Raw genomic sequence first — 22159 nt, 5'->3', positions numbered from 1 at the left:
CCGCTAGACATGGCACGGCGATACGACACCAACGACGCGACCGACCGCACGACGGGTCTGCGTGAGGCAGCGTCCGCCGTCCGCCGTGGCGAGCTCGTGGTCCTCCCGACCGACACGGTGTACGGCATCGGCGCCGACGCGTTCTCCAAGGAGGCCGTGGGTGATCTGCTGGAGGCCAAGGGACGCGGCCGCACCATGCCCACCCCTGTGCTGATCGGCTCCCCGAACACGCTCCACGGTCTCGTCACCGACTTCTCCGAGCTGGCCTGGGAACTGGTCGACGCGTTCTGGCCGGGCGCGCTGACACTGGTCGCCAAGCACCAGCCGTCCCTGCAGTGGGACCTGGGCGACACCCGGGGCACGGTTGCCGTGCGCATGCCGCTGCACCCGGTCGCCATCGAGCTGCTCACCGAGGTCGGCCCGATGGCCGTGTCCTCGGCGAACCTGACCGGCCACCCCGCCCCCGAGGACTGCGACGCCGCGCAGGAGATGCTCGGCGACTCGGTCTCCGTCTACCTGGACGGCGGCCCGACCCCCGGCAACGTGCCCTCCTCGATCGTCGACGTCTCCCGGGAGGTCCCGCTCCTGCTGCGCGCCGGCGCCATCTCCGCGGACGAGCTGCGCAAGGTCGTACCCGACCTCGAGGTGGCGAATTGACAGCCCCCGAGGCGGGGCGTGGCATAGGCAGCGGGGAACGTGCCGCGGAGATCACGACCACCTTCGTCGGGCTTCCGCGCGACAGCTTCCGCATCCTCCACGTCAGCACCGGAAACGTCTGCCGCTCGCCGATCACCGAGCGGCTGACCCGCCATTTCGTGACGCAGCGGCTCGGTGTACTGGGCGGCGGGCTGATCGTGGAGAGCGCGGGCACCTGGGGCCACGAGGGCGCGCCCATGGAGGCCAACGCGGAGACCGTCCTCGCCGACTTCGGCGCTGACGCCTCCGGCTTCGTCGGCCGCGAGCTGCTCGACGAGCACGTCATCATGGCCGACCTGGTCCTGACGGCCACCCGCGACCACCGCGCCCAGGTGATCTCCATGGGTCACTCGGCGGGCCTGCGCACCTTCACCCTGAAGGAGTTCACCCGCCTGGTGAAGGCGATAGACCCCGCGACGCTGCCTCCCCTGGAGGACGGCGTGGTGCAGCGGGCGCGTGCCCTGGTGCGTGCGGCGGCCGCTCTACGCGGGTGGCTTCTGGCGCCGACGGTGGAGGCGGACGAGGTGTACGACCCGTACGGGGCACCGCTGCCGTTCTTCCGGTCGGTGGGCGACGAGATACACGAGGCGCTGGATCCGGTGGTGACCGCGCTGACCGGCGTACCCGCGAGGGCGTAACAGCCGGGCGCCCCCGTCGCCCCGGGCCTACATTGGACGTACGTCACCGTCGACGCACGTCCGGAGCCCACCATGACGGTCACCCATGCCATCGAGGCCGACGTCCTGCGCCGGCAGGATCCGCAGCTCGCGGACATCCTGCTCGGGGAGCTGGCGCGGCAGTCGACGACGCTGCAGCTCATCGCCGCCGAGAACTACACCTCGCCGGCCGTGCTGGCGGCCCTCGGCTCGCCGCTGGCCAACAAGTACGCCGAGGGGTACCCGGGCAGCCGGTACCACGGCGGATGCGAGATGGTGGACGTCGCCGAGCGGCTCGCCGTGGAGCGCGCCGAGCTGCTGTTCGGCGCCGAACACGCCAACGTGCAGTCGCATTCGGGGTCTTCGGCCGTCCTCGCCGCGTACGCCGCCCTGCTGCGGCCAGGTGACACCGTCCTCGCCCTCGGGCTGCCGTACGGCGGACACCTCACCCACGGCTCACCCGCCAACTTCTCCGGCCGCTGGTTCGACTTCGTCGGGTACGGGGTGGACGCCGAGACCGGGCTCATCGACTACGACCAGGTGCGGACGCTGGCACGCAACCATCGCCCCAAGGCCCTGGTCTGCGGATCCATCGCCTACCCCCGCCACATCGACTACGCCCTCTTCCGCGACATCGCGGACGAGGTGGGCGCGTATCTCATCGCGGATGCCGCCCACCCCATGGGGCTCGTCGCCGGGGGAGCGGCACCGAGTCCGGTGCCGTACGCCGATGTGGTGTGCGCCACCACCCACAAGGTGCTCAGAGGGCCGCGCGGCGGGATGCTGCTGTGCGGTGCGGACCTCGCCGAACGCGTCGACCGCGCCGTCTTCCCCTTCACCCAGGGAGGCGCCCAGATGCACACCATCGCCGCCAAGGCCGTCGCCTTTGGTGAGGCGGCGACGCCGGCGTTCGCGGCGTACGCCCATCAGGTGGTCGCCAACGCGCGGGCGCTCGCGGCCCGCCTCGCGGCGCACGGGCTGGTCGTCACCACGGGCGGCACCGACACCCACCTCATCACCGCCGATCCGGCGCCCCTCGGTGTCGAGGGCCGCGACGCGCGAGGGCGCCTCGCGGCGGCCGGGATGGTGCTGGACTGCTGCGCCCTGCCGCACGGCGACGCCCGCGGTCTGCGTCTGGGGACGGCGGCCGTGACCACCCAGGGCATGGGGGAGGAGGAGATGGCGCGGATCGCCGAGCTGCTGGCGAGCGTGCTGCGGGAGGAGACCGAGACGCAGAAGGCACGTGAAGAAGTGCGGGAGCTGGCCGGTAGATTTCCGCCGTATCCCGGCTGAGGCGGGGTAGGCGCACCTGAGCACACAGCCACACGTGCAACCATCGTCGCTACCCGGTAGTCCCCACACATATGCGTCGCGTAGGTGTCCGTCGCTAGGGTGTGGGGCTGAGATGGCCGGCGAGACTTGTGGGGAAGCCCGTGCGTGAATACCTGCTGACGCTCTGCATCACGGCCGCGGTGACGTATCTGCTGACAGGGCCGGTACGGAAGTTCGCGATCGTGGCGGGAGCGATGCCGGAGATCCGGGCACGTGACGTGCACCGGGAACCCACTCCGCGGCTCGGCGGGATCGCGATGTTCTTCGGCCTGTGCGCGGGTCTGCTGGTCGCCGACCACCTCACGAACCTCAGCGCGGTCTTCGAGAGGTCCAACGAACCGCGGGCGCTGCTCTCCGGAGCGGCGCTCATCTGGCTGATCGGCGTCCTCGACGACAAGTTCGAGATCGACGCCCTGATCAAGCTGGGCGGCCAGATGATCGCCGCCGGCGTGATGGTCATGCAGGGTCTGACGATCCTGTGGCTGCCCATCCCGGGCCTCGGCAACGTGGCGCTGACCCAGTGGCAGGGCACCCTGCTGACGGTCGCCCTGGTCGTCATCACCATCAACGCGGTGAACTTCGTCGACGGCCTGGACGGCCTCGCGGCCGGCATGGTCTGCATCGCGTCGGCCGCGTTCTTCCTCTACGCCTACCGGGTCTGGGTGTCGTACGGCATCGAGGCCGCCGCCCCGGCCACCCTGTTCGCGGCCATCCTGATGGGCATGTGCCTGGGCTTCCTGCCGCACAACATGCACCCGGCGCGGATCTTCATGGGCGACTCCGGCTCGATGCTGATCGGCCTGGTGCTCGCCGCGGGCGCCATCTCCATCACCGGCCAGGTCGACCCGGACGCGCTGAAGCTGTTCGCCGGCTCCGAGAAAGCGGCCGTGCACCAGACGGTCCCGGTCTACATCCCGCTGCTGCTGCCGCTCACGATCATCGCGATCCCGGCCGCCGACCTGGTGCTGGCGATCGTCCGCCGTACCTGGCGCGGCCAGTCCCCGTTCGCCGCCGACCGGGGTCACCTGCACCACCGCCTGCTGGAGATCGGGCACTCGCACAGCCGCGCGGTGCTGATCATGTACTTCTGGTCGGCGCTGATCGCCTTCGGCGCACTCGCCTACTCCGTCAACTCGGCGTCCATGTGGATCGTGCTCGGCGTGGTGTTCCTCAGCGCCATCGGCCTGGTCCTGCTGCTGCTCCCGCGCTTCACGCCGCGCGCTCCGCGCTGGGCCGAGTCCTTCGTGCCGCCGCGCTACCGCCGCCGCGGGGCCGTCGCCGAGCCCGCGGCCACCACGCCGCAGGTGGCGAGCGCCGAGGGGCGGGCCGACGCGGAGGAGCAGCCGCGCCCTCCGGTGTCCGCCGGCGTCTCACACGTCAACGGAGCGACCGCGATCGGCGCCCGTTCGCGGCTGATGGACCGGCGCAAGGCCGGGACGTCACGCTGACCGCGTCGAGGTGAGAACGGGCGGCCCGCGGGCTCAAGGTAAGAATCTGACTAGAGCATTGCCAAGCCATGGGGGAACGAAGCGGTGCAATACCAGACAATCCGGCCGTGATTCTGCACATACGCGCGCTGTCACTCTCATGTGTGACGGCTGGCACACCCTTCAGGTAAAGACCTCATCAAATAGTTTGTGATACGGTTCACGAGAACCCCCGGATAGAGCCGAAGGACCGTAGTGCGACGGTCCACCGGCGTGAGGTTCTCTCTCAGCCCGGGACTACGCTCGTCCATGACGACACCCTGCCCCCACCGTGAAAGCGGAGTTGCCGCCATGCCGTCCAATGACGCCCGGAACCTGCTCCAGGCCGCTGTGCCCACAGCCGCCGCCGGCGCTGTCGCAGCCGTCGTCAGCGGTGTGGTCGCCGGTGGCAAAGGTGCAATCGGGGCGGTCGTCGCGACGCTGGTCGTGATCCTGTTCATGGGAATCGGTCTCTACGTTCTGCAGCGCATTGCCAAATCGCTTCCGCACCTGTTCCAGGCGATGGGCCTGATGCTCTACGCGGCTCAGATCCTGCTGCTGTTCGTCTTCCTCTCCGTCTTCAAGAACACGACGCTGTTCAACCCCCGGGCCTTCGCGATCACGCTCGTGGTCGGCACGCTCGTGTGGATCGCCGCGCAGGCGCGCGCCCACATGAAGGCCAAGATCCTCTACGTCGAACCCGATTCGGGCACCTCCTCGAAGGGTGACAAGCCCGAAAAGACGGGGCCCTCGTCGTGAGGGGTAGGGCCGGGATAAAGCCACTCAAGAGATCCTGCTATCGTCCGGTGCCAACTGCGGCATCGCGGGCGCGGGCATCTGAGCTGACGCCTGCTCATTCGCGAGGCGAGATGCCCCACAGCCGCCCCCATATCCGTAACACCAGTCCCGTGCCGAACAGCGGCCCTGCGCCGCGCCGACACAACGAGGTTGCCGTACCCATGCGTCACGCCGAAGGAGCCCGTGGTGAGTGCTGACCAGACCCAGCTCGCCTTTGACTGGAGCTGTCGGATCATGTCCGACAACGGCTGCGGCTTCCCGGCTCCGGGCCTGCACTCGTTCCTCTTCAAGCCGATCGCCACGGTCGGCGGGTTCGAGTTCAACAAGGTGATGCTGCTCGCCCTCATCACCACGCTCCTGGTCGTCACCTTCTTCACGCTTGCCTTCAGCAAGGCGAAGGTGGTTCCGGGCAAGCTGCAGATGATCGGCGAGGCCGGCTACGACTTCGTGCGCCGGGGCATCGTCTACGAGACCCTCGGTAAGAAGGAGGGCGAGAAGTACGTCCCCTTCATGGTCTCGCTCTTCTTCTTCATCTGGATCATGAACATCTGGTCCGTGATCCCGCTGGCCCAGTTCCCGGTGTCGTCGATCATCGCGTACCCGATGGTGCTGGCCCTCATCGTCTATGTCGTCTGGGTCTCGGTGACCTTCAAGAGGCACGGCTTCGTCGGCTTCTTCAAGAACGTCACGGGCTACGACAAGTCGCTGGGCCCGGTGCTGCCGCTCGTGGTGGTCATCGAGTTCTTCTCGAACCTGCTGGTCCGGCCGTTCACGCACGCGGTGCGACTGTTCGCCAACATGTTCGCCGGTCACCTGATGCTGGTCATGTTCACCGTGGCCTCCTGGTACCTGCTGAACAGCTGGATGATCCCGGCGGCCGGTGTCTCGTTCGTCATGACCGTCGTCATGATCCTCTTCGAGCTCTTCGTGCAGATGGTTCAGGCGTACGTCTTCGTCCTGCTCGCCTGCTCGTACGTCCAGGGTGCTCTCGCCGAACACCACTGAGCCCCGCCGCACCACCCCCCAAGAACGTCCGGTGGCCAACCCCCGCCGGTCCATGAAAGAGAAGGAAGAATCAGCATGGCTGCCCTTGAGACCCTCGCCGCCGTCGAAGGCAACATCGGTTCCATCGGCTACGGCCTCGCCGCCATCGGCCCCGGCGTCGGCGTCGGCATCATCTTCGGTAACGGCACCCAGGCGCTTGCCCGTCAGCCCGAGGCCGCCGGTCTGATCCGTGCCAACCAGATCCTCGGCTTCGCCTTCTGTGAGGCGCTCGCCCTCATCGGCATCGTCATGCCGTTCGTCTACGGATGATCGAGCCCTGACGAGCCAACCTTTCAACGAAAGGCACTGATGTGATCGCCAACCTGGTACAGCTGGCGGCCGAGGACAAGCAGAACCCGCTTGTTCCTCCGGGCCCCGAGCTGCTCGTCGGCACCATCGCCTTCGCCATCGTGTTCTTCTTCTTCTGGAAGAAGCTGCTTCCGAACATCAACAAGGTTCTGGAGGAGCGCCGCGAGGCGATCGAAGGCGGAATCGAGAAGGCCGAGGCCGCTCAGGTCGAGGCCCAGAGCGTCCTCGAGCAGTACAAGGCTCAGCTCGCCGAGGCCCGGCACGAGGCCGCGCGTCTGCGCCAGGAGGCGCAGGAGCAGGGTGCCGCGCTCATCGCCGAGATGCGGGCCGAGGGCCAGCGGCAGCGCGAGGAGATCGTCGCCGCCGGTCACGCCCAGATCGAGGCCGACCGCAAGGCCGCCGCGTCCGCGCTGCGCCAGGACGTCGGCAAGCTCGCCACCGACCTGGCCGGCAAGCTCGTCGGTGAGTCCCTCGAGGACCACGCCCGGCAGAGCCGCGTCATCGACCGCTTCCTCGACGAGCTCGAGGAGAAGGCCGAGGCCGGACGATGAACGGAGCGAGCCGCGAGGCCCTGGCAGCCGCACGCGAGCGTCTCGACGCGCTGACGGACTCGACGTCCGTCGACGCGGCCAAGCTCGCCGACGAGCTGGCCGCCGTCACCGCGCTGCTCGACCGCGAGGTGTCGCTGCGTCGGGTCCTCACCGACCCGGCGCAGGCCGGCGAGGCCAAGGCCGACCTGGCCCAGCGCCTGCTCGGCGCACAGGTCGGCGGCGCGACCGCCGACCTGCTGGCCGGCATGGTGCGCTCCCGCTGGTCGCAGTCCCGCGACCTGGTGGACGCGCTGGAGGAGCTGGCGGACACCGCCGACCTCACCGCCGCGCAGAAGACGGGCACGCTCGACGACGTCGAGGACGAGCTGTTCCGGTTCGGCCGGATCGTCTCCTCCAGCACCGGACTGCGTGCCGCGCTGACCGACCGCGCCGCCACCACCTCGGCCAAGAGCGAGCTGCTGCGCAGCCTCCTCGGCGGCCGGGCCAAGGTGACCACCGAGCGTCTGGTGACGCGTCTTGTGACCGCGCCTCGTGGACGTAGCCTGGAGTCGGGACTGGAGTCCCTGTCCAAGCTCGCCGCCGAGCGCCGGGAGCGCATGGTCGCCGTCGTCACCTCGGCGGTACCGCTGAGCGACGTGCAGAAGCGACGCCTGGGCGGCGCCCTCGCGAAGCTCTACGGCCGCACGATGCACCTCAACCTCGGCGTGGACCCCGAGGTCGTCGGCGGAATCCGGGTGCAGGTCGGTGACGAGGTCATCAACGGCTCCCTCGCGGACCGCATCGAGGACGCCGGCCGCCGACTGGCGAGCTGAGCAGCAACTCAATAGCAAGACGTACTCATGACGGCCCTGGTTGGGCCGTGCAGAAGAATCCTGGGGGTCGCCCCCAGACCCCCAAAGTGAAACTTCGGGCCCAACAAGGAGAGCAGGGAACCCAGATGGCGGAGCTCACGATCCGGCCGGAGGAGATCCGGGACGCACTGGAGACCTTTGTCCAGTCGTACAAGCCGGACGCGGCCTCGCGCGAGGAGGTCGGTACGGTCACCCTTGCCGGCGACGGCATCGCGAAGGTCGAGGGTCTGCCCTCGGCCATGGCCAACGAACTGCTGAAGTTCGAGGACGGCACCCTCGGCCTCGCCCTCAACCTCGAGGAGCGCGAGATCGGTGCCATCGTCCTCGGTGAGTTCAGCGGCATCGAGGAGGGTCAGCCGGTCTCCCGTACCGGTGAGGTCCTCTCCGTGGCCGTCGGCGAGGGCTACCTCGGCCGCGTCGTCGACCCGCTCGGCAACCCGATCGACGGCCTCGGCGAGATCGAGACCAGCGGTCGTCGTGCCCTTGAGCTGCAGGCCCCCACGGTCATGCAGCGCAAGTCGGTGCACGAGCCGATGGAGACCGGCTACAAGGCCGTCGACGCGATGACCCCGATCGGCCGCGGCCAGCGTCAGCTGATCATCGGTGACCGTCAGACCGGCAAGACCGCCCTTGCCGTCGACACGATCATCAACCAGCGCGACAACTGGCGCACCGGCGACCCGAACAAGCAGGTCCGCTGCATCTACGTCGCCATCGGCCAGAAGGGCTCCACCATCGCGTCGGTCCGCCGCGCGCTGGAGGAGAACGGTGCTCTGGAGTACACGACCATCGTCGCCGCCCCGGCGTCCGACCCGGCCGGCTTCAAGTACCTGGCGCCGTACACCGGCTCGGCCATCGGCCAGCAGTGGATGTACGAGGGCAAGCACGTCCTGATCATCTTCGACGACCTGTCGAAGCAGGCCGACGCCTACCGCGCCGTGTCCCTGCTGCTGCGCCGCCCGCCGGGCCGTGAGGCCTACCCGGGTGACGTCTTCTACCTGCACTCCCGTCTGCTGGAGCGCTGCGCCAAGCTCTCCGACGACATGGGCGCCGGCTCGATGACCGGTCTGCCGATCGTCGAGACCAAGGCCAACGACGTCTCGGCGTTCATCCCGACCAACGTCATCTCCATCACCGACGGCCAGTGCTTCCTGGAGTCGGACCTGTTCAACGCCGGTCAGCGCCCCGCGCTGAACGTCGGTATCTCCGTCTCCCGAGTCGGTGGTTCCGCGCAGCACAAGGCGATGAAGCAGGTCTCCGGCCGTCTGCGCGTGGACCTCGCCCAGTTCCGTGAGCTGGAGGCGTTCGCCGCCTTCGGTTCCGACCTGGACGCCGCGTCGAAGGCGCAGCTGGAGCGCGGTCAGCGCATGGTCGAGCTGCTGAAGCAGGCGCAGTACGAGCCGATGTCCACCGAGGACCAGGTCGTCTCCGTCTGGGCCGGCACCACCGGCAAGATGGACGACGTGCCGGTCGGCGACATCCGCCGCTTCGAGAAGGAGCTCCTGGAGTACCTGCACCGCAAGGAGCAGGGCCTCATGACCTCCATCAAGGAGGGCGGCAAGATGTCGGACGACACCCTGACCGCCGTCGCCGACGCCATCGCGGAGTTCAAGAAGCAGTTCGAGACCGCGGACGGCAAGCTGCTCGGCGAAGAGGCGCCGGCCGCTCCGAAGGCGACCAACGCCTCCAAGTGACGTAAGGAAGGGACCTGACTCATGGGAGCCCAGCTCCGGGTCTACAAGCGTCGCATCCGATCCGTCACCGCGACCAAGAAGATCACGAAGGCGATGGAGATGATCGCCGCCTCGCGCGTCGTCAAGGCGCAGCGCAAGGTGGCGGCCTCCACGCCGTACGCGACCGAGCTCACCCGCGCGGTCACGGCGGTCGGTACCGGCTCGAACACCAAGCACCCGCTGACCACGCAGGCCGAGACGGTCACGCGGTCCGCGGTGCTGCTCCTCACGAGCGACCGTGGCCTTGCCGGCGCCTTCAACTCCAACGCCATCAAGGCGGCGGAGCAGCTGACCGAGCGCCTGGAGCGCGAGGGCAAGCAGGTCGACGTCTACATCGTCGGTCGGCGCGGTGTCGCCCACTACAACTTCCGTGAGCGCAAGATCGCGGAGTCGTGGAGCGGCTTCACCGACGAGCCCACGTACGCGGACGCCAAGAAGGTCGCGGCCCCGCTGATCGAGGCCATCGAGAAGGACACGGCTGAGGGCGGCGTGGACGAGCTCCACATCGTCTACACCGAGTTCGTCTCGATGATGACCCAGCAGGCGCTGGACTCGCGTCTGCTGCCGCTCAGCCTCGAAGAGGTCGCGGAGGAGGCTCCCGCCAAGGGCGAGATCCTTCCGCTGTACGACTTCGAGCCCTCGGCGGAGGACGTCCTCGACGCCCTTCTGCCGCGGTACGTGGAGAGCCGGATCTACAACGCGCTGCTTCAGTCGGCCGCCTCCAAGCACGCCGCCACGCGGCGCGCGATGAAGTCGGCCACCGACAACGCGGGCGAGCTGATCAACACGCTCTCCCGTCTTGCCAACGCGGCCCGCCAGGCCGAAATCACCCAGGAAATCAGCGAGATCGTCGGTGGCGCGAGCGCCCTGGCCGACGCGACCGCGGGGAGTGACCGATAAATGACCACCACTGTTGAGACCGCGACGGCTACGGGCCGCGTCGCCCGGGTCATCGGCCCGGTCGTCGACGTGGAGTTCCCCGTCGACGCGATGCCGGAGATCTACAACGCCCTGCACGTCGAGGTCGCCGACCCGGCGAACGCGGGCGAGAAGAAGATCCTGACCCTGGAGGTCGCCCAGCACCTGGGTGACGGCCTGGTCCGCACCATCTCCATGCAGCCCACCGACGGTCTGGTCCGCCAGGCCGCCGTCACCGACACGGGCACGGGCATCACCGTCCCGGTCGGCGACTTCACCAAGGGCAAGGTGTTCAACACCCTCGGTGAGGTGCTGAACGTCGACGAGACCTACGACGGCGAGCGCTGGTCCATCCACCGCAAGGCGCCGAACTTCGACGAGCTCGAGTCGAAGACCGAGATGTTCGAGACCGGCGTCAAGGTCATCGACCTTCTCACCCCGTACGTCAAGGGTGGAAAGATCGGTCTGTTCGGTGGTGCCGGCGTCGGCAAGACGGTGCTCATCCAGGAGATGATCTACCGCGTCGCCAACAACCACGACGGTGTGTCGGTGTTCGCCGGTGTCGGTGAGCGCACCCGTGAGGGCAACGACCTCATCGACGAGATGAGCGAGTCCGGCGTCATCGACAAGACCGCGCTGGTCTTCGGTCAGATGGACGAGCCCCCGGGCACCCGTCTGCGCGTCGCGCTGGCCGGCCTGACCATGGCCGAGTACTTCCGTGACGTCCAGAAGCAGGACGTGCTGTTCTTCATCGACAACATCTTCCGCTTCACGCAGGCCGGTTCCGAGGTGTCGACCCTGCTCGGCCGTATGCCCTCCGCGGTGGGTTACCAGCCGAACCTGGCCGACGAGATGGGTCTCCTCCAGGAGCGCATCACCTCGACCCGTGGTCACTCGATCACCTCGATGCAGGCGATCTACGTCCCCGCGGACGACCTGACCGACCCGGCCCCGGCCACCACCTTCGCCCACCTCGACGCGACGACGGTTCTGTCCCGTCCGATCTCCGAGAAGGGCATCTACCCGGCCGTGGACCCGCTGGACTCCACGTCCCGCATCCTGGACCCGCGCTACATCGCGCAGGACCACTACCAGTGCGCCATGCGCGTCAAGGGGATCCTGCAGAAGTACAAGGACCTCCAGGACATCATCGCGATCCTCGGCATCGACGAGCTCAGCGAGGAGGACAAGCTGGTCGTCCAGCGTGCCCGCCGCGTCGAGCGCTTCCTGTCCCAGAACACGCACGTCGCCAAGCAGTTCACCGGTGTGGACGGCTCGGACGTGCCGCTGGACGAGTCGATCGCCGCGTTCAACGCGATCTGCGACGGTGAATTCGACCACTTCCCGGAGCAGGCGTTCTTCATGTGCGGTGGTCTTGAGGACCTCAAGAAGAACGCGAAGGAGCTGGGCGTCTCCTGACGCACCGGTCTTCGTGAGCCATTGAGCTCGTGATCGAGGGGGCGGGGGTTCGTCCCGCCCCCTCTTCCACGCCTACTAGACTTGTAACCAACACCCGGCAGAACCGCCGGGTGGTGACCCGAGGAGCCACCTTGGCTGCTGAGCTGCACGTCGCGCTGGTCGCCGCCGACCGTGAGGTCTGGTCGGGCCAGGCCACCCTGGTCGTCGCGCGCACCACGTCCGGCGACATCGGCGTCATGCCCGGTCACCAGCCGCTGCTCGGTGTGCTGGAGTCGGGCCCGGTGACCATCCGTACGAGTGAAGGTGGAACCGTCATCGCCGCGGTGCACGGCGGTTTCATCTCCTTCGCGGACGACAAGCTGTCGCTGCTGGCCGAGATCGCCGAGCTGTCGGAGGAGATCGACGTCCAGCGCGCGGAGCGGGCGCTCGAGCGTGCGAAGTCGGCGGACGACGCCTCCGCCGAGCGCCGCGCGGAGGTCCGTCTGCGGGCGGCGACGGCGCGCTGACCCCTGGGGGTACCGCCCGGGCCCTTTAGTCTGGGACAGCGCACGCGATGACGTCACTCAGCCGCGGCTGGGACCGGAGCAATCCGGTGCCGGTCGCGGCTGAGGCAGATATGGAAGTTTTTTCCGTTCCGTTACCTAGGAGACGAGGAGGTCGGTGTCGATGGTCCTCGCTCTGACTGTGTGCGGAATCGTCGTCGCCCTTGTGGTGCTGGGGTTGTTCGTCTTCGGCTTGCGCCGCAGGCTCATCCAGCGCTCGGGCGGCACCTTCGACTGTTCCCTGCGCTGGGACGTGCCGGAGAAACCGGACGCCAACGGCAAGGGCTGGAGCTACGGAGTCGCCCGCTACAACGGCGACCGCGTCGAGTGGTACCGCGTCTTCTCGTACGCCTACCGTCCGCGCCGCATCCTGGAGCGGGCGTCGATCGAGGTGGCCGGCCGTCGTGTCCCCGACGGCGAGGAGGAGCTGGCACTGCTGTCCGACGCGGTGATCCTCACCTGTCTGCACCGGGGCACGCGACTGGAACTGGCCATGAGCGAAGACGCGCTGACCGGTTTCCTCGCGTGGCTGGAGGCAGCCCCGCCCGGTCAGCGCGTCAACGTCGCTTGACGACCTGTTAGTTGAGGCCGTTGTTGATGGCGGTCACCAGCTCACCGTTGCTGGTGTCGCCGCTGAACTCCCAGAAGAACGCGCCGCCGAGGCCCTGGTTCTTGGCCCAGGTCATCTTGCCGGCGATCGTCGACGGGGTGTCGTAGGACCACCAGTTGGTGCCGCAGTGGGCGTACGCCGTCCCGGCGATGGTGCCGGTCGCGGGGCAGGAGTTCTTCAGGATCTTGTAGTCCTCGATGCCGGCCTCGTAGGTGCCGGGCGCCGCGCCGGTCGCCGAGCCGCCGGGGGCGGCCTGGGTGACGCCGGTCCAGCCGCGGCCGTAGAAGCCGATGCCGAGCAGCAGCTTGGCGGACGGGACGCCCTTCGACTTCAGCTTGGCGATCGCGTCGGCGGAGTTGAAGCCCGCCTGCGGGATCCCGGCGTACGAGGTGAGCGGTGAGTGCGGGGCGGTCGGGCCGTCCTTGTCGAAGGCACCGAAGTAGTCGTACGTCATCACGTTGTACCAGTCGAGGTACTGGGCGGCGCCGCCGTAGTCCGCCGCGTCGATCTTGCCGCCGGCCGAGCCGTCGGCGGTGATGGCCGCGGTGACCAGGTAGTTCGAACCGAACTCGGCGCGCAGTGCCTGCATCAGGGTCCTGAAGGCCGCGGGGCCCGAGGTGTCGCAGGTCAGGCCGCAGGCGTTCGGGTACTCCCAGTCGATGTCGATGCCGTCGAAGACATCGGCCCAGCGGGGGTCCTCCACGACGGCCTTGCAGGACTTGGCGAACGCGGCCGCGTTCTGCGCGGCCTGGCCGAAGCCGCCGGAGTAGGTCCAGCCGCCGAAGGAGTACAGCACCTTGATGTGCGGGTACTTCGCCTTGAGCTGGCGCAGCTGGTTGAAGTTGCCCCGCAGCGGCTGGTCCCAGGTGTCGGCGGTGCCGCTGACGGACTGGTCGGCGGTGTAGGCCTTGTCGTAGGCGGCGTAGGTGTCGTCGACCGTGCACTGGCCGTTCTTGACGTTGCCGAAGGCGTAGTTGATGTGCGTGATCTTGGACGCCGAGCCGGACGTCACCAGGTTCTTGACGTGGTAGTTGCGGCCGTAGACGCCCCACTCGGTGAAGTAGCCGAGCTTGACCTTGTCGCCGGTGGGCGGGGGCTCGGTGGTGCCGCCGGTGGTGCGGACGCGGACGGCGCCGCTGACCGGGCCGGTCTGGTCGGCGGTGTCGCGGGCCTGCACGGAGTAGGAGTAGTCCGTGCCCTTGGTCAGGCCGGTGTCCGTGTACGAGGTGCTCGTCACGGTCGCGACCTTGGCGCCGTCGCGCAGGACGTCGTAGTTCTTGACGCCCTTGTCGTCGGTGGCGGCGGACCAGGTCAGCTTCACCGAGGTGTCGGTGATGCCGGAGGCGGTCGGGGTGCCGGGGGCGCTCGGCGCGCTGTCACCGGGCTCGGTGGTGCCGCCGTCGCAGCTGCCCCCGTTGAGCCTGCAGTTGGCGGGGGAGCCGGAGCCGGTGCCGTTGAAGCCGAAGGAGACGGTGGCGCCGGGGGCGAGGGTGCCGTTCCAGGACTTGTTCTTGGCCGTCCAGTGGGTGCCGGAGGAGGTGACGTCGGCGTCCCAGGAGGAGGTCACGGAGGTGCCGGAGGGGAAGTCCCACTCGACGGTCCAGGAGCTGAGGGTGGTGGTGCCGGTGTTCTTCACCGTCCACTTGCCCTCGAAGCCGGAGCCCCAGTCCTGGGTCTTGGTGTAGGTCGCGGTGGCCGATGTCGCCGCCTGCGCCGGGCTCGCCAGGCCGACGAGGCCGGCCAGCGGGAGCAACAGGGTCGCGAACCCTGCCACGGCTCTGTGTCTGAAGCGCATGCTGCGCCTCCTTGTATGGGGAGTCAGGTGGCATGACTGAGCCTCATGCCGCACTCATGGTGCGGTGAGAATAGAAAGGTCTGGACCACGGGTCAATAGGTCTGGACCACTTGTCCGTTCAGGCCCCGCCGCGCCCGGCTTCGCCCTGCCGCAGCCCCAACTCCTGGGCCAGTACGGCCGCTTGCACCCGGCTGCGCAGCTCCAGCTTGCCCAGCACCCTGCTGACGTGCGTCTTCACCGTCGCCTCGGCCATGTCGAGCCGGACCGCGATCTCGGCGTTGGACAGCCCCTCGCCCAGGCAGGCCAGCACCTCGCGCTCGCGGCGCGTGAGGGCGTCCAGGACGGCCGGGTCCGCCTTCGTCTGCCGTACGGGTTTCGCGCCGAACTCGGCGATCAGGCGCCGGGTGACGGCCGGGGCGATGAGCCCCTCCCCGCGTGCCACCGTCCGGACGGCCTCGATCAGGTCCTTCGCGTCCGTGTTCTTCAGCAGGAACCCCGCGGCCCCGGCGCGCAGCGCCCCGAACACGTACTCGTCGAGGTCGAACGTGGTGAGCACGAGGACGTCGGCCAGCTGTTCGGCGACGACCTGCCGGGTCGCCGACACCCCGTCCAGACGCGGCATCTGTACGTCCATCAGCACCAGGTCCGGCCGCAGCTCACGTGCCATGGCCACCGCCTGCTCACCGTCCGCCGCCTCGCCGACCACCTCGATGTCGGACGCGCTGCGCAGGATGAGGACGAGCCCCGCGCGGACGGCGGACTGGTCCTCGGCGACCAGGACGCGGATCATTGGCTGTCTCCTTCGGACACGGGAAGCGTGGCGCGTACGACCCAGATCTTGCCGCCGCTCGGCTCGGGACTCTCGACGGGGCCGGCCTCGAACGCGCCGTCCAGCAGCGCGACCCGCTCGCGCATCCCGACGAGTCCGGCGCCGGAGCCGGGAGCGCGCGGTCCGTCGCGATCACCGAAAGGGCTCGCCACGGTGACGGTGAGCACACCGTCCCGCTGGGCGAGCGCGACCGTGACCCGGCCGGGGGAGGCGTGCTTGAGGGCGTTGGTCAAGGACTCCTGCACGATCCTGTACGCGGCGAGCTCGACCGGGGCGGGGACGGTGTCGTACACGGCGTCCAGGGTGACGTCGAGGCCGTTGGTGCGGGCGCCGTCGACCAGGGCGCCGAGTCCGTCGAGGGTGGGAGCGGCGACGGGCTCGGTGTCGCCGCTGGAGTCGCGCAGGATGCCGATGAGCCGGCGCATCTCGGCGAGTCCCTCCACGCTGTTCTCGCGGATGACGGACAGCGCCTCCCGCGAGGTCTTCGGCTCGTCGAGGGAGAGCGCGGCCGTGGAGTGGATGGCGATCGCGGAGAGGTGGTTGGCCACCATGTCGTGCAACTCGCGGGCCATCCGGGCGCGTTCCGAGGTGATGGCCTGCGCGCGGTCCATCTCGGCCAGCAGCGCGGTCTGCTCGGCGCGCAGGCGGGCGGCATCGGCGGCGTCGCGGTGGTTGCGGACGATCAGACCGGTCGCGGCGGGCCCGAACGCCACGAGGCCGGTGACCACGCCGATCAGCAGCGCCTCGGGTTCGCGCCACACCGCGAACGGCACCACGGCTCCGGCCACCGAGAGCAGCCCGGTGATCCGCGGGATGCGGTGCGCCGAGGCGGGCGGGCCGTAGAGGACGGCCGAGTACAGAAGGTCGGTGTACATCAGGACCGAGACCAGGTTGCCCTGCGTGACGACGTCCATGAGGATCGCGCCGGTACCGATCAGCAGGGCGACGCGCGGGGCGGTGCGGCGCAGCAGCTCGCAGCCGGTCAGGACCAGGAGCGGTACCAGGACCGCCCAGCGGCCCGGCAGCAGCACGTACGCCTCGGTGCTCGGACGGGTGCCCAGGCCGAGGCCCCAGAACGTCAGCCCGCCGATCAGGCTGCCGAACGCGAGGCGGACGTCGAAGCGTCGGGGGCGGGGGAGCGAGACGGCCATGCCCACCATCCAACACGGCCCTCGCGCCCGGCGCCTGATCCTCGCGAAGGGTCCCTGACTGCATCCTTCGATGTACCGCGGGTTCGTCTGTGGCGACGACGATTCCGGCCGCCCGGGCCGGGAGCCTTGAAGGGTGAACGAGAGGAGCGAACCGTGATCGTCGCCTTGATCGCCGCCTGCGAGATCGGCTTCTGGGTGCTGCTGGCCGCCGGGCTGGCCTGCCGCTATGTGCTGCGCATGCCGCGTACCGGGCTGGTGCTGCTGCTGTGCGAGCCGCTGCTGGAGCTGGTCCTGCTGGTCGCCACCGCGCTGGACCTGCGCAACGGCGCCGAGCCGAACTGGACGCACGGCCTGGCCGCGCTGTACATCGGCTACACCGTCGGACACGGCCATCGCACCGTGAAGTGGCTCGACGGCCACGCGGCCCACCGCTTCGGCGGCGCCCCGCCCCCGCCGAAGCCCCCGCGCTACGGCATGGCCCGGGCACGCCACGAGGGCAAGGTCTGGCTGGGCTCGGTGGCGGGCGCCGCCGTCGCGACCGTGCTCCTCCAGCTCGCCATCTGGTACGTCGACGACCCGAGCCGGGTCACCTCCCTGGAGAGCTGGCGCTACGTGGCCTGGCGGGCGGCCGGCATCCACGGCCTGGTCGCGCTGTCGTACCTGGTCTGGCCGCGCAAGCCCGAGGGTGGGAAGGACACCGTCCCGGCCCGGGAGGAGAGTGTGCGCCGATGAGCACGAGCAGGGCGCGCGGGAACCTGGTCGAAGGCGCCGTCACCTTGGTGACCGGCTTGGCGCTGCGGCTGTTCGCCGACGACGTGAGGGTCCCCGTCGTCACCCTCACGTCCGTCGGTGTCGTGATGATGTGCGTGGGCGGCGCACTGGTCACCTCCGGCCTGTGGCAGGTGGCGCGCAGCAGGACCTAGCGCTCCCCGCCCGGCACCCACAGCACGTCCCCGACCTCCTTGTTCGCCGTCCTGGCCAGGATGAACAGGAGGTCGGACAAGCGGTTCAGGTAGGTCGCGGTCAGGGGGTTCATCGTCTCGCCGTGGACCTCCAGCGCCGCCCACGTCGAGCGCTCGGCCCGGCGTACGACCGTGCAGGCCTGGTGCAGGAGGGCGGCGCCCGGGGTGCCTCCGGGCAGGATGAAGGAGCGCAGCTTCTCCAGACCCTCCAGGAAGCGGTCGCAGTCCGCTTCGAGCTTGTCGATGTAGAACTGCTCGACCCTCAGCGGCGGGAACTGCGGGTTCTCCACCACCGGCGTCGACAGGTCCGCCCCCACGTCGAACAGGTCGTTCTGCACGCGGGTGAGGACCGTGACGATCTCCTCGTCCAGGTTGCCCAGCGCGATCGCCGTCCCGAGCGCGGCGTTCGCCTCGTTGGCGTCGGCGTAGGCCGAGATCCGCAGGTCGGTCTTGGCGACCCGGCTCATGTCGCCGAGGGCGGTGGTGCCCTGGTCGCCGGTCCTGGTGTAGATGCGCGTCAGATTGACCATGGGATCAGCGTAGTTACGCCGCGGCCGTTCGGAACACGCGTGTGCCCACTGTCACGGCCAGCGCGGTGAAGGCGACGGCCACCAGGACGCCGTACAGCATGTGCGCCGTCGCGTACGAGCCCACATACGCGTCCCGCACCGCGTCCACGAGGTAGCGGAACGGTACGAAGTGGGACAGGGCGTCCAGCCACGCCGGCCCCAGCGTCATCGGGAGCATCAGGCCGGACAGCAGCATCATCGGCATCGTCATGGCGTTGACCGCCGGGCCGAACTCCTGCGGGGTGCGGACCTTCATGGCGAGTGCGTACGACAGCGAGGCCAGCGACACCGTCAGCAGGGCCACGAACACGAAGCCGATCAGCACGCCGGGCAGCGGAGCCCTGAGGCCCATGAGAAGTGCCGCCAGCACCAGCAGCACGGCCTGGAAGACGAAGACGGTGGCGTCGCGAAGCACCCGGCCCAGGAGCAGGGCCAGCCGGCTGACCGGCGTCACGCGCATGCGCTCCACCACGCCGTGACCCTTCTCGATGATGATCGAGAAGCCGGCGAAGGACGCCCCGAACAGGCCGAGTTGAAGCAGCAGTCCGGGGACGAGGACCTGCCAGGAGCTGCCGCGCCCGCCGAGCGGCAGGTCGGTCAGCAGAGGGCCGAAGAAGAGCAGGTACAGCAGCGGCATCAGCACGCCGAAGAGCAGGGCGAAGCGGGAGCGCAGGGACTGACGGAGGTAGCGGCCGTAGATGAGGGCCGTGTCCTGGAGCAGCATGATGCGGGGTCCTATACGGCTACGGGGGCGGTGTCGGCGGGGGCGGGGCCGCGGCCGGTGACGGCGAGGAAGGTGTCCTGGAGCGAGGCGTCGATCGAGCCGCCGTACTCCAGCTTCAGCGCGCTCGGCGTGCCCTCCGCCACCACCACGCCCTTGTCGACGATCACCAGGCGGTCGGAGAGGGCGTCGGCCTCGTCCAGGTAGTGGGTGGTCAGGAACACGGTCGTACCGTGCTCGTCGCGCAGTCGGCGGACCAGGTCCCACAGGTCGGCGCGGCTGCCGGGGTCCAGGCCGGTCGTCGGCTCGTCGAGGAACAGCACCTTCGGGCGGTGCGTGAGCGCCATCGCGATGTCGAGGCGACGCCGCTGGCCGCCCGAGAGCGCCCCGGCCTTGCGGTCGAGCAGACCGGTGAGAGCGAGCTCGGCGGCCAGCTCCTCGGCGCGCTCGGCGGCCTGCGTCTTGGTCAGGCGGTACAGGCGGCCCTGGGTGACCAGTTCCTCCCGCACGGTGATCTGCGGATCGACGCCGCCCGACTGGGCCACGTACCCGCATGCCCGCCGCACGCCGGCGGGGTCGGTCGCGAGGTCGTGGCCCGCCACGGTGGCCGCGCCCGCGGTGGGTGCCAGCGCGGTCGTGAGCATCCGCAGGGTCGTCGTCTTGCCCGCCCCGTTCGGGCCGAGGAAGCCGAGGATCTCCGCTTCCCGTACGGTCAGATCGATGCCGCGCACGGCCTCCACCGGGCCGAGCTTGGTCTGGAAGGTACGGGCCAGTCCGGCCGCACTGATGATGGGCATGCCCTCAGAAAAACAGAGTCCCTTAAATTTTGCAATGACCCCAAAGTTTTAGTGAGCCCACCAAAGCTACGATGCAGTCATGGCTGAAGGGCTCAGGGAACGCAAGAAGCGCGAGACGAGGCAGCGGATCTCGGACATCGCCACCGGGCTGTTCCTGGAGCACGGCTTCGTGACGGTGACGATCGCGGAGGTGGCGGAGGCCGCCGACGTCTCCGTGAACACCGTCTACAACTACTTCCCCGCGAAGGAGGACCTCTTCTTCGACCGCTCCGCCGGCGTCGTCGAGCAGCTCTCCCGCTGGGTGCGCGGCCGGGACGAGGGGGAGTCGGCCGCCCGGGCCGTGCTGCGCGAGCTGCGCGCCGAGGCCGAGGCGGTCTCGCCGCGCATCGGCCTCATGGAGGGCTACGACCGCTTCATGCGTGTCATCGAGGAGGCGCCGCCGTTGCGTTCCCGGCTGTGGAGCCTCCAGCAGGAGATCCACGACCACCTCGAAGCCACCCTGCGCGAGGAGGCCGGCGCCGCCGACGGCGACCCGCTGCCCGGGCTGATCGCCGGTCAGATCTCCTGGACCCACCAGACCGTCTTCGTCACCGTCGGCCGCGAGATGCTCAAGGGGCGCAATCCGGACGAAGTGTCCCGCGAGGTGCTGGTGCTTCTCGACGACATCGAGGAGCTGTTGAGCGAGAAGGTGCTCAACTACGCCGTCCGAGGCGCGCAATGACCCGTGCCGGTGTGATGTCCGTCAGATGAGACGTGACTCGCGTTACTAACCGGTCACACAGTGCCCCGTGCCCGCTAAGGTCCGCCGAAGAGCAACCTAAACAGGGTGTAAGGCGTTTCAAAGGGGAGTCGCAACAGTGGCACGGAAGCTTGCCGTCATCGGCGCCGGCTTGATGGGTTCCGGGATCGCCCAGGTCTCCGCTCAGGCGGGCTGGGACGTCGTTCTGCGTGATGTCACCGACGAGGCCCTCAAGCGCGGCACCGACGGCATCAAGGCCTCGTACGACAAGTTCGTCAGCAAGGGCAAGCTGGAGGCGCACGACGCCGACGCCGCCCTCGCCCGGATCACCGCGACCACCGACCTGGACGCCGCCGCCGACGCGGACGTCGTCGTCGAGGCCGTCTTCGAGAAGCTGGAGGTCAAGCACGAGATCTTCCGTGCGCTCGACAAGATCGTGCGCGAGGACACCGTGCTCGCCTCCAACACCTCCGCCATTCCGATCACCAAGATCGCGGCGGCCACCGAGCGCCCCGAACGGGTCGTCGGCGTGCACTTCTTCTCGCCGGTGCCGATGATGCAGCTCGTCGAGCTCGTCCGCGGCTACAAGACGAGCGACGAAACCCTCGCCACCGCGCGGGAGTTCGCCGAGTCCGTCGGCAAGACCTGCATCGTCGTCAACCGGGACGTCGCCGGGTTCGTGACGACCCGGCTCATCTCGGCCCTCGTCGTCGAGGCCACCAAGCTCTACGAGTCCGGGGTCGCCACCGCCGAGGACATCGACCTCGCCTGCAAGCTGGGCTTCGGCCACGCCATGGGTCCGCTCGCCACGGCCGACCTCACCGGCGTCGACATCCTGCTGCACGCCACCAGCAACATCTACACCGAGTCCCAGGACGAGAAGTTCGCCCCGCCGGAGCTGATGCGCCGGATGGTGGACGCGGGTGACATCGGCCGCAAGAGCGGGCAAGGCTTTTACAGCTACTGAGCTTTCGTACAACCCCCGAGTCCCCGAGGCGTGTCACGCGATGGGGTGAATTCGGTATCGGTTCGCTCACAGACGGCAACCTCTGACCGCTCAACGCAGTCAGAGGTTGCATCACCGGCCGCAGCGAAGACTCAGAGCAAACACAGGCACAGAACACTCGCGGAGCACAAACGCACGCTTGGGGAGCGCATATGCACATCAGGGGCGACCACGCCGAACTGGTCGTCGGGGGGCGCCTCGACGTCCGCAGCGCGGCGGACGCCCGTACGGTCCTGCACTCGGCCGTCGACGACGGAGTCGGCGATCTGGTGCTCGACCTGTCCGAGCTGGAGTTCTGGGACGCCACCGGACTCGGGGTGATCATGGGTGCTCACCGGCGGGCCGGCCGCTGCGGCCGGCGTCTGGTGCTGCGCGGCGTACCGCCGCAGATGCAGCGCCTGCTGGTGGCCACCCGGCTGCACCGGATCCTGGCGATCGAGGGCGGCATCGGGGTGGAGTCCCTGCCCCGGGTGTGACACCCCGGCACGGGTGGGGCGTGACAGCCGGGCGTTCCGGTTGCGAAGTGCACGTCACGCGCAATCCTCACGAGACTGTGATGTCTCGGACGGCGCGGTACCCCGAACTGTCGTAGATACTGTGCGAAGGTTTAGGGTTCGGCTGCCCGCTGCCTAGACAAACCCCTTCGAGCGGGCCCGGACCAGAAG

Annotated in this window: 25 protein-coding genes; 19 read left to right on the top strand and 6 right to left on the bottom strand. The window is 69.0% G+C overall.

What is annotated here, in order from left to right:
- The first annotated feature begins 9 nt into the window (after nucleotides 1-9).
- From ACFYNL_RS13590 to ACFYNL_RS13525, 14 genes are all read left to right on the top strand, one after another.
- Complete coding sequence (locus ACFYNL_RS13590; protein WP_388801550.1) at nucleotides 10-657, top strand: L-threonylcarbamoyladenylate synthase; 648 nt, start codon at nucleotides 10-12, stop codon at nucleotides 655-657.
- Nucleotides 654-1334, top strand: a complete 681-nt coding sequence (locus ACFYNL_RS13585) for a protein-tyrosine-phosphatase (RefSeq protein WP_388801547.1) — start codon at nucleotides 654-656, stop codon at nucleotides 1332-1334. The genes ACFYNL_RS13590 and ACFYNL_RS13585 overlap by 4 nt, the downstream gene beginning before the upstream one ends.
- A 72-nt stretch (nucleotides 1335-1406) precedes the next feature.
- Entirely contained in the window at nucleotides 1407-2645 is a 1239-nt protein-coding gene (gene glyA / locus ACFYNL_RS13580) for a serine hydroxymethyltransferase (protein ID WP_388801544.1), read from the top strand.
- 140 nt (nucleotides 2646-2785) lie between these two features.
- On the top strand, nucleotides 2786-4132 hold the full coding sequence (locus tag ACFYNL_RS13575; protein ID WP_388801541.1) for an MraY family glycosyltransferase: 1347 nt from the start codon (nucleotides 2786-2788) through the stop codon (nucleotides 4130-4132).
- A 330-nt stretch (nucleotides 4133-4462) separates the two neighbouring features.
- On the top strand, nucleotides 4463-4909 hold the full coding sequence (locus tag ACFYNL_RS13570) for a hypothetical protein (RefSeq protein ID WP_388801538.1): 447 nt from the start codon (nucleotides 4463-4465) through the stop codon (nucleotides 4907-4909).
- Between the two features lie 273 nt (nucleotides 4910-5182).
- Nucleotides 5183-5953: a F0F1 ATP synthase subunit A gene (gene atpB / locus ACFYNL_RS13565; protein ID WP_388802699.1), complete on the top strand. Its 771-nt coding sequence runs from the start codon at nucleotides 5183-5185 to the stop codon at nucleotides 5951-5953.
- A 75-nt stretch (nucleotides 5954-6028) separates the two neighbouring features.
- Entirely contained in the window at nucleotides 6029-6262 is a 234-nt protein-coding gene (gene atpE, locus ACFYNL_RS13560) for an ATP synthase F0 subunit C (protein ID WP_031485821.1), read from the top strand.
- 41 nt (nucleotides 6263-6303) lie between these two features.
- On the top strand, nucleotides 6304-6852 hold the full coding sequence (locus ACFYNL_RS13555) for a F0F1 ATP synthase subunit B (protein WP_388801535.1): 549 nt from the start codon (nucleotides 6304-6306) through the stop codon (nucleotides 6850-6852).
- Nucleotides 6849-7664 (top strand): F0F1 ATP synthase subunit delta, encoded by an 816-nt coding sequence (locus tag ACFYNL_RS13550; protein ID WP_388801532.1) that lies wholly within the window; start codon nucleotides 6849-6851, stop codon nucleotides 7662-7664. The genes ACFYNL_RS13555 and ACFYNL_RS13550 overlap by 4 nt, the downstream gene beginning before the upstream one ends.
- A 125-nt stretch (nucleotides 7665-7789) precedes the next feature.
- Nucleotides 7790-9397 carry a F0F1 ATP synthase subunit alpha gene (atpA, locus tag ACFYNL_RS13545; protein ID WP_388801530.1) on the top strand — a complete coding sequence of 536 codons (1608 nt, stop codon included), beginning with the start codon at nucleotides 7790-7792 and terminating at the stop codon, nucleotides 9395-9397.
- A 21-nt stretch (nucleotides 9398-9418) separates the two neighbouring features.
- Nucleotides 9419-10336 (top strand): F0F1 ATP synthase subunit gamma, encoded by a 918-nt coding sequence (locus ACFYNL_RS13540; protein WP_388801527.1) that lies wholly within the window; start codon nucleotides 9419-9421, stop codon nucleotides 10334-10336.
- Nucleotides 10337-11773 carry a F0F1 ATP synthase subunit beta gene (gene atpD, locus ACFYNL_RS13535; protein ID WP_388801525.1) on the top strand — a complete coding sequence of 479 codons (1437 nt, stop codon included), beginning with the start codon at nucleotides 10337-10339 and terminating at the stop codon, nucleotides 11771-11773.
- Between the two features lie 131 nt (nucleotides 11774-11904).
- Nucleotides 11905-12279 (top strand): F0F1 ATP synthase subunit epsilon, encoded by a 375-nt coding sequence (locus ACFYNL_RS13530; protein ID WP_388801522.1) that lies wholly within the window; start codon nucleotides 11905-11907, stop codon nucleotides 12277-12279.
- Between the two features lie 160 nt (nucleotides 12280-12439).
- The gene (locus tag ACFYNL_RS13525) at nucleotides 12440-12886 is read left to right on the top strand and encodes a DUF2550 domain-containing protein (RefSeq protein WP_388801519.1); all 447 of its coding nucleotides are present in this window, start codon (nucleotides 12440-12442) and stop codon (nucleotides 12884-12886) included.
- Between the two features lie 7 nt (nucleotides 12887-12893).
- On the opposite strand, the gene ACFYNL_RS13520 is transcribed toward ACFYNL_RS13525, so the two are convergent.
- The 3 genes from ACFYNL_RS13520 to ACFYNL_RS13510 all read right to left on the bottom strand — a co-directional run bounded on the left by ACFYNL_RS13520 (nucleotide 12894) and on the right by ACFYNL_RS13510 (nucleotide 16700).
- Nucleotides 12894-14720, bottom strand: a complete 1827-nt coding sequence (locus ACFYNL_RS13520) for a glycosyl hydrolase family 18 protein (RefSeq protein WP_388801516.1) — start codon at nucleotides 14718-14720, stop codon at nucleotides 12894-12896.
- 118 nt (nucleotides 14721-14838) lie between these two features.
- A complete protein-coding gene (locus tag ACFYNL_RS13515; protein WP_388801513.1) occupies nucleotides 14839-15510 on the bottom strand; it encodes a response regulator in 672 nt (223 codons plus the stop codon).
- Complete coding sequence (locus ACFYNL_RS13510; RefSeq protein ID WP_388801510.1) at nucleotides 15507-16700, bottom strand: sensor histidine kinase; 1194 nt, start codon at nucleotides 16698-16700, stop codon at nucleotides 15507-15509. The genes ACFYNL_RS13515 and ACFYNL_RS13510 overlap by 4 nt, the downstream gene beginning before the upstream one ends.
- Nucleotides 16701-16853: 153 nt before the next feature.
- Here ACFYNL_RS13510 and ACFYNL_RS13505 point away from each other — a divergent pair, with 153 nt between their 5' ends.
- Together ACFYNL_RS13505 and ACFYNL_RS13500 are read left to right on the top strand one after the other, a co-directional pair.
- Nucleotides 16854-17432: a hypothetical protein gene (locus tag ACFYNL_RS13505; RefSeq protein WP_388801507.1), complete on the top strand. Its 579-nt coding sequence runs from the start codon at nucleotides 16854-16856 to the stop codon at nucleotides 17430-17432.
- Nucleotides 17429-17623 carry a DUF5708 family protein gene (locus ACFYNL_RS13500; RefSeq protein WP_388801504.1) on the top strand — a complete coding sequence of 65 codons (195 nt, stop codon included), beginning with the start codon at nucleotides 17429-17431 and terminating at the stop codon, nucleotides 17621-17623. Before ACFYNL_RS13505 ends, ACFYNL_RS13500 begins: the two co-directional genes overlap by 4 nt.
- Here ACFYNL_RS13500 and ACFYNL_RS13495 read toward each other — a convergent pair.
- Genes ACFYNL_RS13495 through ACFYNL_RS13485 form a run of 3 tightly spaced genes read right to left on the bottom strand, consistent with a single transcriptional unit; the run spans nucleotide 17620 to nucleotide 19749 of the window.
- Nucleotides 17620-18192: a cob(I)yrinic acid a,c-diamide adenosyltransferase gene (locus tag ACFYNL_RS13495; RefSeq protein ID WP_388801501.1), complete on the bottom strand. Its 573-nt coding sequence runs from the start codon at nucleotides 18190-18192 to the stop codon at nucleotides 17620-17622. The two genes, ACFYNL_RS13500 and ACFYNL_RS13495, sit on opposite strands and share 4 nt — an antisense overlap.
- 13 nt (nucleotides 18193-18205) lie before the next feature.
- A complete protein-coding gene (locus ACFYNL_RS13490) occupies nucleotides 18206-18955 on the bottom strand; it encodes an ABC transporter permease (protein ID WP_388801498.1) in 750 nt (249 codons plus the stop codon).
- Nucleotides 18956-18966: 11 nt separating this feature from the next.
- The gene (locus ACFYNL_RS13485) at nucleotides 18967-19749 is read right to left on the bottom strand and encodes an ABC transporter ATP-binding protein (protein WP_388801495.1); all 783 of its coding nucleotides are present in this window, start codon (nucleotides 19747-19749) and stop codon (nucleotides 18967-18969) included.
- A 79-nt stretch (nucleotides 19750-19828) separates the two neighbouring features.
- Here ACFYNL_RS13485 and ACFYNL_RS13480 point away from each other — a divergent pair, with 79 nt between their 5' ends.
- From ACFYNL_RS13480 to ACFYNL_RS13470, 3 genes are all read left to right on the top strand, one after another.
- Nucleotides 19829-20470, top strand: coding sequence for a TetR/AcrR family transcriptional regulator (locus ACFYNL_RS13480; RefSeq protein ID WP_388801492.1), 642 nt, complete (start codon nucleotides 19829-19831; stop codon nucleotides 20468-20470).
- A 136-nt stretch (nucleotides 20471-20606) separates the two neighbouring features.
- Nucleotides 20607-21455: a 3-hydroxyacyl-CoA dehydrogenase family protein gene (locus ACFYNL_RS13475; RefSeq protein ID WP_388801490.1), complete on the top strand. Its 849-nt coding sequence runs from the start codon at nucleotides 20607-20609 to the stop codon at nucleotides 21453-21455.
- A 191-nt stretch (nucleotides 21456-21646) separates the two neighbouring features.
- Nucleotides 21647-21970 carry an STAS domain-containing protein gene (locus ACFYNL_RS13470; RefSeq protein ID WP_019760944.1) on the top strand — a complete coding sequence of 108 codons (324 nt, stop codon included), beginning with the start codon at nucleotides 21647-21649 and terminating at the stop codon, nucleotides 21968-21970.
- Nucleotides 21971-22159: the final 189 nt, after the last annotated feature.

Origin of the sequence: Streptomyces sp. NPDC007808 (assembly GCF_042868655.1) — a bacterium.
In the GTDB taxonomy this organism is placed as follows: domain Bacteria; phylum Actinomycetota; class Actinomycetes; order Streptomycetales; family Streptomycetaceae; genus Streptomyces.
The sequence above is the reverse complement of the archived record's forward strand: the minus strand, read 5'-3'. Positions and strand labels throughout refer to the sequence as shown.